This window comes from Bradyrhizobium sp. MI1.4, from assembly GCF_055811315.1.
Genome location: NZ_JBVVPP010000093.1, coordinates 1 through 11,444 on the forward strand (window position 1 = coordinate 1; position 11,444 = coordinate 11,444).

The window sequence follows — 11,444 nt, forward strand, 5'->3', positions numbered from 1 at the left end:
TCCCAATGCCTTCAACCCAACAGCTGCAGAGAGTCCCCCCAGTCCGCCGCCACAAATACCAACTCGCATCTCAAACCTCACCAGAATCGCGCAATAAATTAAGTCCGTACATCAAGCTCATGCCCAGCGATCCTGAATTGCATCCACGTTCCAGCCGAGTATAGACCGACTGTAGATTAATTGTAAAGCCAGCAATACAAATAGGTTTGCCAGCTCTCAAGCTGCCCTAGCTGAATTCCCTCCGTACGCCTCCGGCGGCGGTCGCGTAGCGAAGTGGCTTTTGGACTAAGAACCTGTCCATGGCCAGTGATAAGCGCAGCGCCCAAGTCGAGCGGCGAGGTGGTGGACACAGGCCGGCGACGTGCGCTGGTGTGAGGAGGAGAAGCTCAAGATCGTTGTGGAGAGCTTTCAGGGCCCCCGCCAGGTCGTGGCGACGGCACGGCGATACGGCCTTTCGCGGTCGCTGCTGCTGCGATGGCGCCGGTCTTTCCATCCCGAGCCAAAGGATGCCACCAGCACCCAATTCAGCTTTGTCCCAGCGAAGTTGATCCCGGATCCAGAGGTGGCGCCTGATCCGATCAGGCCCATGAGCAGCGGCGCGCGATTGAGATCGAGTTTGCTGCTGGGGCTCGTATGCGGATTATGGACGCGGTCGACGCGTCAACCGGTGAAGGCTGCTGTCGCGGCTTTGGCAGATGGCTTCACCGTCACCCGCGCGTTGAGCCCTTCGGCAAGCTACGACCGGCCGGGCCTCGCACCCTCTCAGTCGACAGAAACCACGAACTAGCTAATGCCCGGTGATTTGAGCTTAACCAAAGAGTTTCAGGGAAGCCTTCGTGTGATGTCGCCAACCATGAGGTGACCATCCTGGGCGCGCCATCGGCGGAGCAACTGTTGGCATTTGCGCGGAGGCTTGATCGGCCGTCCCTATGGGCGTCGATGGTTACGATGAATGCTCGATCAGTGAGCGCGGACGACTTAGCCGGAGCCTACGCGTCAAGCGAGCGCCCTCGATCGAGGAAGATGGTTTGTTCCGTCAACGCCGACGGAAGCCGCTGAATAAGTCCGCCTGACCGGCAGGCGTGCAGAGCAACTAAAAATATGACGATATCCATCGAAGAAGAAGAGACAAACGCAGGATTTAAGCGTGAAACACGGGATGATCGCATAAGCCAATAATCAAATGTCGCTATCGTCGAACAGGAAACACATGTCCACTCTTCGATCAGATCAATCGGGAGGCCGTCTTGATCTTCGCAGACAGGGCTACAACCGACCAAATTCCACCGATCACTTCAGACCTTTTCAAAAGCATAATGGCCACAGCGCCAGGTCCGGCTACTGTGGTGACATCGTTCACAAAAGACGGCGTTCCCTGTGGCTTAACAATGACTGCCGTTTGCTCGGTTTCGTTAATGCCGCCGCTCGCTCTAGCTTGCCTAAGCAATAGCTCGAATACCCTTGCCGCCCTGAAAGAAACCGAAGCGTTTTCGATTAATTATTTGACGGAGGGTGCGGAAGATCTCGCGATGCATTTTGCGAAGAAGTCATCGTCTAAATTCGGTGCCACCGAGTGGTCTAGACCGGAGCGTGGAATCGGCGGTCCGCTCCTTCTAAATATTGCAGCGTACGCGGCGTGCAAAGTCATAAACATTTTCGATGTTGGCGATCATGCTGTTGTGATTGGTGAGGTAGTCGAAGGCGGAGTACGCGCAGGCGCCGTTGCCCTCGCATATGCAGATAGACGCTTCTTTTCACTGGCCAACGCTTAACGGCTATCAATCGGATACCTGTAAGAGACAACTTCCTACCGGCTTTGAAACAGAAATAGAAATGACGATATCCCGGCAAATGAACATTGGGGTCTTCGTTATTGGAACGGGCAATCATGTCTCCGGCTGGAGGCTGCCAGGTGCCTTCAAGAGTCATGAGGATTTTTCAGCCCTTCTGGAAATCACGCAGCTTGCTGAGGACGCTAAACTGGATCTTGTGTTCTTTGCAGATGCTCCCACAGCCGAGCTTGATGGGCATCCTGGCCAGGCTGTTCGCCTTGAGCCAATAACATTGATCTCTGCTCTCGCGGCCAGGACCCGACATATCGGGTTGGTTGCAACCGTGTCTACGACCTACATGGAGCCATATAATCTCGCCCGTCTTGTTTTGTCCGCGGACAAAATCAGCGGCGGCCGAGTTGGTTGGAATGTTGTCACGACTGCACAGCAGTCTGACAACTTCGACAAGAAACTTCCACCACATGCCGTTCGGTATGAGATCGCGGCGGAATACCTGGACGTCGTCCAGGGACTATGGGACAGCTGGGAAAGCGATGCGCTGCTGTACGACGTGGAGACCGGCAGCTTCTTTGATCGATCCAAGGTTCATGCGGTAAACCATGAAGGAAAATTCTTCAAAGTGAAGGGGCCTCTGGGGATATCCCGCTCGCCACAGGGGCAGCCGGTTATTGTTCAGGCTGGATCGTCAGCCAGTGGCCAGCATTTTGCGGCCAAGTACGCGGAAATCGTGTTTACGATCCAGCAGGAGATTGAGGAGGCAAGGGCCTTCTACAAAAAAATGAAGGATCAGGTCGAGGCGGCCGGTCGCTCCCGGGATTGCTTAAGAATTCTCCCAGGCTTCTTCCCGATAGTCGGACGCACCGAGGAAGAGGCTAAGGCTAAGTATGACGAGCTTGTGAAGCTTATTGAGCCGGGCTCGGCGCTTAGAATCATGTCTGATCGACTGGGTCACGACATGTCGAAGTTTCGGATGGATGGACCGCTACCAGACTTACCTTTGTCTGAGGAGGTGCAGAGCTTTCTCACAGTGCTCTATGCAAAGGCGCGCCGAGAAAATCTGATACTGAGGGAGATTCACGACCTTTTTTGCGGTATCCCGCGGCTATATCTTGGTCTACGGCACCGCGCGAAGCATTGTCGATGTCATGCAGCAATGGGTTCAAACTGAAGCATGTGACGGCTTCATGATCGCACCTGCCGTATTTCCGAATTCTCTGGTCGACTTCAAGGAGCTTGTTGTACCAGAACTGCAGCGGCGGGGCCTCTTTCGCACGGAGTACAGTGGCTCAACACTGCGCAGCCGCTTCGGCTTTTCGACGCCTGAGAACCGTTTCGCGCAGAGCAAAAGAGACCGAGCAGAGTAGGGACATCGAAGTATCTAGCGGGAGCGCGAAGCGGTTTAAGGGCTATGGAGCGCGCAAAACCTGATTTTTGCTCGCACCACAGACTCGTCACGCAGCACGAGCATGGCCCGCTTGCCGCGCCCCATCCCGTCTCAGTCGTGGCGCCGGCACAATCACGCTGCGCGATGTAAAGAGCGGCGTGAGGAGAATTGCTAGGCCCCACTCCTTGGTTCAACAAACAGTCCGGCCTCCCGATTGGGCAACCTGTGAACAATCTCAGAGGCTCGGTCGTCGAGACAAGGTCATAACACTGGTTTGCGCAAGCGCGATTGCAGGAAAACGTCGTCGCAAGCGAGCTTGACGCACTCTTTGAGCCAAAAGAGCCGCGAGATTTCGAGAATTCGGCTTTCAGGCGGCCTAAGCTCGCGCCCCAACGAACAAGAGTGCTCAGACACGACACGGGAGGGTGGAACATGCAAAGGCGAGCGTTTCTGCAGATAGCAGCTGCGGCAGCTGGTACTGCTCTGGCTGCACCGTACATCCACGCCCAATCAAAAAAATTTGCCGGCATCACCTTGCGTGTGAACTCGTGGGGCGGGCTGTTTGAAGAGGCAATCACGAAGAACGTAAGCGCGCCGTTATTGGAGAAGTACGGGCTCAAGGTTGAAGTGGTCCGCGGCGCTCTCGCATCTCAGCTGATCAAGCTGATCTCGCAGAAGGATGAGCCCGAGGTTGACTTATTCATGGGCGACAGTTCTGTGATGCCCGATCTTATTAAAGGCGGCGTCACCGCAGAGATCAAGGAGTCGGATGTAGCCGGTTTGAAACGGATCCTTTCCGATTTCCGCGAGTTCGGAGACCACGGCGTGCCCTTCAGCCTCGCGGCTCAAGGCGTGGGATACAATCCGGAGTCTATCAAGCAGCCGCTCACCTCGTATTCGGATCTCGCCCGACCGGACCTGAAAGGTAAGGTGGTCCTTTTCCCCGCGACTACACCAACTTCCAGCCTGTATCTTCTCGGCTGGGCGGAGGAAAACGGCGGCTCGGTCACGGACATGGAGCCCGCGTGGAAGATCCTCGAGGCGACCAAGCCGAATCTCGTCGCCGTCGCGCAGGGGCAAATTCCTCAGATGCAGATGTATCAGAGCAAAGAGGTCCAGGCAGGCCCCTTCTGGAACAGCGCCTACTTCGAATTGAAGGGCAAGGGTTTCCCCATCGAGTTCGTCATCCCGTCCAAAGGCATTTGCGGTGCGCTCACTTATATGAACGTCATCAAGGGAACAAAGCACCCGGAAGCGGCGTACGCGTTCCTGGAACAGATCCTGTCCGACCAGGGACAACGCGCCTTGCCTGAGACCGTCGGGTACGAGCCGACCACGGACGTCAAATTGCCGGACGCCTTGCGCGAGCGACTCGTGTTCGCATCACCCGAGCGTGCGGCACTGAGATTAAAAGTCGACTGGGAAAAGTGGTCGGCGGGCCATAGTGCACGAATAGAGCGGTTCAATAAGATCATCGCCGCATGAGCTTGACAGCATTGATGGCCCTAGACGCGACGACGCGAACTGAACAGGTGGCTTACAAGGTTCTGATCGACTCCGTCGCGCCGCGGCCCGGTGGTTGACTGCAAAAGGTCTTGTCCCATCGTCTCACACCAGGGAGAGCAGCATTATGTGGCCACCGTCCATCGGTGCCGCGCCCAGAAATATCGTGCGCTTCGTGGTGCGAGTTTTCGAGTTCGAGAGCGATCGCAAAGAAATCCTGGTCGCGAGTTGTGCGCCCCGCTAGACCAACTTCGAGGGAACGGCGCGGGGAAGAGGTCACGCGGGCCGCGAAGCGCGTGTCAGAGAAGACTCGATTGCGCCCGCTACAGGTCGGCCGCTGACCTCATGATCGGCAAGTCGGAGTCCGAGTTCAAAAGGGGTCGGCAAGAATCAGAGCGCTTAAGGGACGATCGCGATCTTGCAGCAGCTCGACGCGAGTGCGTGCCGTTCGAAATCCAATACCCTGGAATTCCTGGACAGCCAACGCTGAGGCGGATGCGGGTCGATTGCATGACGACGGTAGCGGGACGTGGTTCAATGGGGGCTGAGGAGGAGGCGCGGTGAAGCAGGCTGTCGAGAACTGCCGAAAATCGGTACCAGCGCTCTTGCTGGCGCCGATGGTCTTGCTTCTCGTTGTGTTTTTTGTTGCGCCGCTGTTGGGATTGCTACGAGCCAGCTTCCTGAATGGGAACTATCTTTTCAACGGAAGCGGCTTCACCCTAAAACAGTATTCAGACTTCTTCGCGGACCCCTATTATGTCAGAATATTGTTGGAGACGTTCGTCGACGGGCTCGCTGTTTGCTTGCTCTGCCTGCTAATAGGATTTCCAACTGGGTATTCGCTCGCCCGACTACCCGCACGGGTGCGGCGATGGCAAACCATCATCGTCATCATGCCGATGACGCTCAGCCTCGTCGTTGTCGTATTCGGCTGGTTGATCGTTCTCGGCCGCAACGGGTTTGTAAATTCAGTCCTCGTCGGCCTCGGCGTGTTTTCGTCGCCGGAACGTTTGCTGTTCAATCGACCTGCCGTGATATTGGTGCTGGTGCAGGAGTGTCTTCCGTACATGATCTTGTCCATCATGAGCGTGGTCACTCAGATCAATCCAGTGCTTGAACACGCCGCGGCAAATCTACGTGCGAATCGCTTCGTCACTTTTCAGAAAATCATCATTCCGCTCGCGCTTCCTGGCACTCTTGTTGGCCTCAATCTTGTCTTCGTACTCTCGATCTCGGCCTTCATTACACCTCGTCTAATTGGGGGAGGTCGCACGGCCATGCTTGGAGGGGTGATCTACGATCGCATAATGACGGAATTGAACTGGCCCTCAGGTGCGGCCATGGCTTTCGTGCTCTTCTTGAGCGTAATTAGTTTCACGGCGGTAATGAACGTCCTGATTGGGTCACGTCTTCTCAGAAAGGTGAGGACATGACGCATCTGCAACTTTTGACTGGATTGCGGCGGATGAGGATGCGCTCGGACTTGATCGACATCCTGATGTCCATCAGCGGGACGTTCCTTCGTGCACTGGCCTTCTGCATGCTCGCGCTGCCGGTGATCCTGGTTGTCGCCGCATCCTTTACCAGCGGCGAAACGATGGAATTCCCCCCAGTTGGCTATTCGCTGCGCTGGTACATGGCAGCGTACGAAAGCGACGCTTTCAGATCTGCGCTCTGGACCAGCACGTACGTGGCCGTGCTGGTCGCGGTTATTGCGTTGGTGATCGGCTTTGCGGCCGCATTCGCCATCAACCGATATCACTTTCGCGGAAAGACATTTCTGCAGGGCCTCGCCTTTTCGCCGTTGACCGTGCCGGCGGTCGTCCTGGGGCTCGGGCTGTTGCACCTTTTTGCGTTTCTGGGGCTTGCGCGGACGATATATCCTTTGCTCCTGGGCCATCTCGTTCTTGCCATTCCCTATGCCGTTCGAACGATACTCGCCAGTCTCGCGCTGCATGACCGCGTTCTCGAAGAGGCGGCGATGAACCTCCGCGCCAGGCCTTTGCAAGTCATCCGACGTATCACCGTGCCACTCATTCTGCCGGGCTTGCTGTCCGCAGCGATCTTCGCCTTCGTGACATCGTTTGGAAATGCGACAGTTTCTGCGTTTCTCACGTCTGGCGGTCGGATCACTTTGCCCATACAAATGTTTATATATCTCGATACCGTCTATGACCCGACGGTCGCGGCCGTATCGGCCATTATGATCCTGCTGACATTGATCGTGATCCTGACCATCGAGCATTTGATCAGCGCGGAAAGACTTGCGTAGTCGGCGAGACTAGATGTGGCATTGTCAAAACACCATGACGCTTCCTTGCAGAGAGCGGGCGACGTTGTTGTGGAGTTGCAACCTGTCCCCGACCACTACGGTGAAGCGATTGCTGTTGCCAGCGTTTTGCTCCGTGCGCGTCGCGGGCGAGCTCGTTCGCCTGCTCGGCCCGTCGCGCTCTGGCAAGGCAACAACCCTGCGGATGGTTGCCGGATGTGTAGAGCGATCCTTGCGCTATATCCGCACCAACAGCCTCGATATGACGCACCAACCTCCCTGTCGGCGCGATACGGGAATGGTGTTCCAGAGTTCCGCCTTATTTCCGCATATGACCGTGGCTCAGAATGGCACTTTTGGTCTGGAAAAACCTAAAGTGGCCCCGCACCGACGTAGAAAAGGCGTCGGCGAAATGCTTAAACCGGTCGAATTGCCGCATTTTGCCGAGCGGCTGCACAGTCAGCTTTGGCGGCCAGCAATAGCGCATCCCACTGGCACGCGCTCTGGCAATGCGGCCGCCCGTACTCGTTCTCGACGAGCCCTTCTCGAATGTTGGTGCACAGCTGCGCACGCCCGAAGAGCTGCGTGACGTGATTCGTGCGGGTCGATTCACCAGTTTGTTTGTCACGCGTGGCCAAGAAGAGGCACTGACCTTGTCGGATCGCATCGTGGTCATGAACGCCGGCAAGCTCGAGCAGCTCGGTACGCCCGGCGAGATCTATGAGAGCCAGCGACTCCTTTCGTTGCGAATTTCATCGGCTGGTGTCCGGTACTCAGAGGAAGTTGTAGGGACGCGACGGCGCGAAGAATGGAAGGCCCGAACTTCCAAATAAAACGGTTAAGCTGTTTTCGGGCAGACGGACGTTGCGGAAAGATGCGCCGCAAATGTTCGCAAAAACGCGCGCGGCGCAGCTTTTATGCAGTGCGGTGCTCACATATGCACTGAAATCATGTCGTGTGAAGATATCATCGAGTTCTGCGAGGCCAACTACGACGGGGTTGCTGATTAGGCCGCGTGGGAGTCACACGGTAAGTGCGGTCATTTAGTGTGAGATGATCGAGTCAGAGCTCGTTTCCTGCACCAGCACCCTCTATCTATGCCGCGGGATCCGCAGAATATGCGAAAGTGCGAAGGAATATTGCAGTGAAGCAAATCCATCTCGGCTACGCTCTGTATAACTACGGGACACACCCAGCGGGTTGGACGCCCCATAGCGGAGATATCGCAACGAAAATTGAACATTTCCAGCACTACGCGAAGATCGCCGAAGCAGCCAAATTTGATATGGTCTTCAGGGCTGACGCTCTTTTTGCCCATACGGATCATCTCGAGGCATGGAGTCGGAATCCGTACCACATGAATTCGATTGAGCCTCTGACGCTATTCTCTGCGCTGTCTCAGGTAACATCGAGAATCGGGTTGGCGGGTACCATCAGCACTTCATATTCGGAACCATACAACGTGGCTCGTCAGCTCGCGTCATTGGATCATCTGAGTCACGGACGTGCGGCCTGGAACGTCGTAACTTCGGCGAGCAGCGATGCGGCCAAGAATTTTGGTCAACCAAAAATCCCATCTCATGAAGAGAGATACGGCCGCGCCAGGGAATACATTGAGGCGATCCATGCCTTGTGGGACACTTACGAGGAGGACGCCTTTGTGCTTGATCCATCCTCGGGCCATTACTTCGATCCGCAAAAATTCCATCCTGTGTCGTATGCTGGAAAATACGTCAGCGTCGAGGGTGCGTTGAATATTGCCCGCCCCCCACAAGGTTATCCCGTCTTAATTCAAGCCGGATCGTCTGGACCCGGCAAACAATTTGCCGCCGAATTCGCGGAAGTCATATTCTCGTTAAATCGAGACAAGCACACCGCTCAGGCCTTCTATAAGGACATGCGGGATCGAGTGTCGGCTGCCGGCCGCGATCCTGCCGGACTCAAAATCCTTCCCTCACTAACCGTGGTAGTAGGCGAGACAAAGGCGGAAGCCGAAGCGTATTATGCCAGCCTTGAGGCGCGAGTGCCCAACATCGTCAAGCTTGAGCAGTTGACCCAAGATCTCGGAGTGGACGTAACGAAGTTGCCGCTCGACCGTCCCGTTCCGTTCGAACTGCTTCGGAGCAATACCGAGTATATTCAGAGCGTATTCCAAACGGCAACGGAACTCGTACGTAGAGGCAAGCCGCTCGGTGACATACTGCAATTCTATCGTCTGTCTGGATGGGGGACTCCGCTTTGCGGTTCTGCTATCGAGATTAGCGATTGGATCGAAGAGTGGGTTGCAGACGAAGCTTGCGACGGCTTCATGATCATTGGTCCATCGGAGCCCCGCGGCCTCGAAACCTTCTCTGGAAGCGTAATACCTGAGTTACAAAGACGCGGTTCGTTCCGTCGCGAATATGAAGGTAACACGTTGAGAGATCATCTTCGCTTACCTCGCCCGAAGAGTCGTCATTCAAGGAACGTGTGACGTAAAGCTTAGCTTGGGGTGTGTCGCAATCCACGCGCGCCCGAAGCTCGAAACCCGGCTTCGGAGCGAATGCCGACGGCCATGGAGCGCTTAGACGCCGCAACTCCGTCGTTGTCGTATCGCCGAGGACAGCTTGGCATTTGGCAGCCGGCTTACTGCATCCACATAGCAAGCAGCGATCAGAAGCTGTAGATCTCAGAATGCGTTGTCATTGGGGCGTTGCTCGAGCGCGGCCACCATCCGTATCTGCGCTGCAGGCAGCTGAAAGCGCTGCGTGTAGGAAGCTTGGCTGTCGATCCGGGACAAAACAGCGCAGATCCGATATGCGGGACCCGAGGCCGCCTCAGCACGCTGCGCCAGCTCCTGATAATAGGTGACGTCGAGGATGCGATTGGCTGCCGAAATTCCTGTCGCGCCCAGGCATCCTCATGATGGCTGGATAGGTGAAGAAGTTGAGGGAAGGCTGCCGTCGTTCGCTCATTTGTGAGATCCGCGTGCATTGCGAGCTGTAGCAAGCGAGACTCTACGTCTGCAGTCACGCTGATGTCTATGAAATGCATTTGCGTTGTTGAGTTGAATGCAAGCATGAAGCTTGCGAGCAGAGCGCCAATCGAAAACCAGGGTAGTCGTCACGACGGGTTGCGATCTGGGACAATCGTGCCACGCAACATTACGCAGTCAAGGACTATGGCGATCAGCACCGCGTTCTGCGCCGCGCCACCATCGGTGGCGATGTACCGCGAGCGTCGACGGTCGCCGCAGCGTGGCACGCGTCAAGCCATCCAAGCCCCAGACCGCCAAAGCCGCTTGATCCGGATTAGCTCACGAGAGTCGCAATGATGAACGCTATACTTCGATTGCTTCGCGCCAGGCGCGCCCGGTCGGGACGTGCCACCCGCAAGACGTTGCGGGCGTTGTTGGCCGGCGCCGTGGCGCTCGGCCTCACGGCCCCGGCATTGGCCGAGCCGCCGCTCGAGAAGACCGAGATCCGCTACCAGGGATCGGCCGGGCAGGTGACCTTTATCGAGCTGGCCAAGGACCTCGGCTATCTCGCGCCGCTCAAGCTCAAATGGATCGGTAACACCATCAGCGGGCCGCAGGACATCCAGACCGTCGTCACCGGCGATATCGACATCAGCGGCGCGTTCTATGGGGCGATCCTCAAGTTAATCGCGGCGAAGGCGCCGGTCAAGGCGGTGGTCGGCTATTATGGCTCCGACGCCAACACCCATCACGGCTACTTCGTGAAGGAGGACAGCCCGATCAAGACGGGGCGCGATCTGATTGGGAAGAAGGTGGCGGTCAACACGCTCGGCGCGCCTGTCAGCGGCGAGCAAGCGTTGCGCCAGGGCCAGGTCGAGGTCAGCGCGCTGAGCGGCGTCCTGCGCGACAAGGCGTTAGAGCGGGGTGGCATCCGCTCTCTCTTCAACGATACCGATCTGTTCGGCCAGTTCACCGGCGGCGCCTACGTGCTGCGAGAGAAGTTCATGAAAGACAATCCCAATGCCTCGCGCAAGCTGGTGGAGGGGATTTCGCGGGCCATTGAATGGGCCCAGATCACACCGCCGGAAGAGGTGCGGGCCCGCTTCGACAGGATCATTGCCGAGCGCAAGCGCAACGAGGATGCCTCCTCAATCAAGTACTGGAAGAGTAGCGGCGTTGCGACCAAGGGCGGCGTGATCTCGGACAGCGAGATCCAGATGTGGATCGACTGGCTGGTGAAGAACGGCCTGTTCAAGCCGGGGCAGGTCAAGGCTTCCGACACTTACACCAATGCGTTCAACTATTTCCGTCCCGGAAAGACGGCGGAGGCCCGATGACCTCCGTCGACAATTTCGCGTCATAGCAAGATGAACGCGTAAATGCACTCCCAGATGCCGCGCAGTGGGCACGAGAGACGGTCTCGGACGGTATCGCGACCCGACCAGGATTTGTGCGCAAATCATTACGAACCTGGTGCTGTCGGGCCCGAAATTTCACGCCGCTCTCGAGGCCCTCGCGCCAAAACGACGCAAGAGCTGC

10 protein-coding genes and 1 pseudogene are annotated in these 11,444 nt (G+C 56.7%); all 11 read left to right on the top strand.

From position 1 onward, the window contains the following. The first annotated feature begins 397 nt into the window (after nt 1–397). The 11 genes and pseudogenes from AC0L23_RS39195 (at nt 398) to AC0L23_RS39245 (ending at nt 11,242) form a co-directional block, all read left to right on the top strand. Entirely contained in the window at nt 398–787 is a 390-nt protein-coding gene (locus tag AC0L23_RS39195; RefSeq protein ID WP_473358346.1) for a transposase, read from the top strand. Between the two features lie 460 nt (nt 788–1,247). Continuing rightward, the gene (locus AC0L23_RS39200) at nt 1,248–1,772 is read left to right on the top strand and encodes a flavin reductase family protein (RefSeq protein WP_473358339.1); all 525 of its coding nucleotides are present in this window, start codon (nt 1,248–1,250) and stop codon (nt 1,770–1,772) included. A gap of 79 nt (nt 1,773–1,851) precedes the next feature. Continuing rightward, nucleotides 1,852–2,961: an NtaA/DmoA family FMN-dependent monooxygenase gene (locus AC0L23_RS39205; RefSeq protein WP_473358340.1), complete on the top strand. Its 1,110-nt coding sequence runs from the start codon at nt 1,852–1,854 to the stop codon at nt 2,959–2,961. Nucleotides 2,962–3,609: 648 nt separating this feature from the next. Next, nucleotides 3,610–4,662, top strand: coding sequence for an extracellular solute-binding protein (locus AC0L23_RS39210; protein ID WP_473358341.1), 1,053 nt, complete (start codon nt 3,610–3,612; stop codon nt 4,660–4,662). A 578-nt stretch (nt 4,663–5,240) separates the two neighbouring features. Next, nucleotides 5,241–6,113 carry an ABC transporter permease gene (locus AC0L23_RS39215; RefSeq protein ID WP_473358342.1) on the top strand — a complete coding sequence of 291 codons (873 nt, stop codon included), beginning with the start codon at nt 5,241–5,243 and terminating at the stop codon, nt 6,111–6,113. Further along, on the top strand, nt 6,110–6,952 hold the full coding sequence (locus tag AC0L23_RS39220; protein WP_473358343.1) for an ABC transporter permease: 843 nt from the start codon (nt 6,110–6,112) through the stop codon (nt 6,950–6,952). Before AC0L23_RS39215 ends, AC0L23_RS39220 begins: the two co-directional genes overlap by 4 nt. 202 nt (nt 6,953–7,154) lie before the next feature. Continuing rightward, nucleotides 7,155–7,538: a hypothetical protein gene (locus AC0L23_RS39225; protein WP_473358347.1), complete on the top strand. Its 384-nt coding sequence runs from the start codon at nt 7,155–7,157 to the stop codon at nt 7,536–7,538. Then, nucleotides 7,459–7,782 (top strand): hypothetical protein, encoded by a 324-nt coding sequence (locus tag AC0L23_RS39230; RefSeq protein ID WP_473358348.1) that lies wholly within the window; start codon nt 7,459–7,461, stop codon nt 7,780–7,782. Before AC0L23_RS39225 ends, AC0L23_RS39230 begins: the two co-directional genes overlap by 80 nt. 311 nt (nt 7,783–8,093) lie before the next feature. Next, on the top strand, nt 8,094–9,422 hold the full coding sequence (locus tag AC0L23_RS39235; RefSeq protein WP_473358344.1) for an NtaA/DmoA family FMN-dependent monooxygenase: 1,329 nt from the start codon (nt 8,094–8,096) through the stop codon (nt 9,420–9,422). 638 nt (nt 9,423–10,060) lie between these two features. Next, nucleotides 10,061–10,233, top strand: a pseudogene (locus tag AC0L23_RS39240) (TauD/TfdA family dioxygenase); the annotation flags it as partial. 25 nt (nt 10,234–10,258) lie between these two features. Next, a complete protein-coding gene (locus AC0L23_RS39245; protein WP_473358345.1) occupies nt 10,259–11,242 on the top strand; it encodes a type 2 periplasmic-binding domain-containing protein in 984 nt (327 codons plus the stop codon). Nucleotides 11,243–11,444 lie beyond the last annotated feature (202 nt).

What these genes read in the sequence shown, in the direction of transcription:
- AC0L23_RS39225 (WP_473358347.1), top strand. Translation starts at nt 7,155, where the DNA reads ATGGTTGCCGGATGTGTAGAGCGATCCTTGCGCTATATCCGCACCAAC.
- AC0L23_RS39220 (WP_473358343.1), top strand. Translation starts at nt 6,110, where the DNA reads ATGACGCATCTGCAACTTTTGACTGGATTGCGGCGGATGAGGATGCGC.
- AC0L23_RS39210 (WP_473358341.1), top strand. Translation starts at nt 3,610, where the DNA reads ATGCAAAGGCGAGCGTTTCTGCAGATAGCAGCTGCGGCAGCTGGTACT.
- AC0L23_RS39205 (WP_473358340.1), top strand. Translation starts at nt 1,852, where the DNA reads ATGAACATTGGGGTCTTCGTTATTGGAACGGGCAATCATGTCTCCGGC.
- AC0L23_RS39230 (WP_473358348.1), top strand. Translation starts at nt 7,459, where the DNA reads ATGCGGCCGCCCGTACTCGTTCTCGACGAGCCCTTCTCGAATGTTGGT.
- AC0L23_RS39245 (WP_473358345.1), top strand. Translation starts at nt 10,259, where the DNA reads ATGATGAACGCTATACTTCGATTGCTTCGCGCCAGGCGCGCCCGGTCG.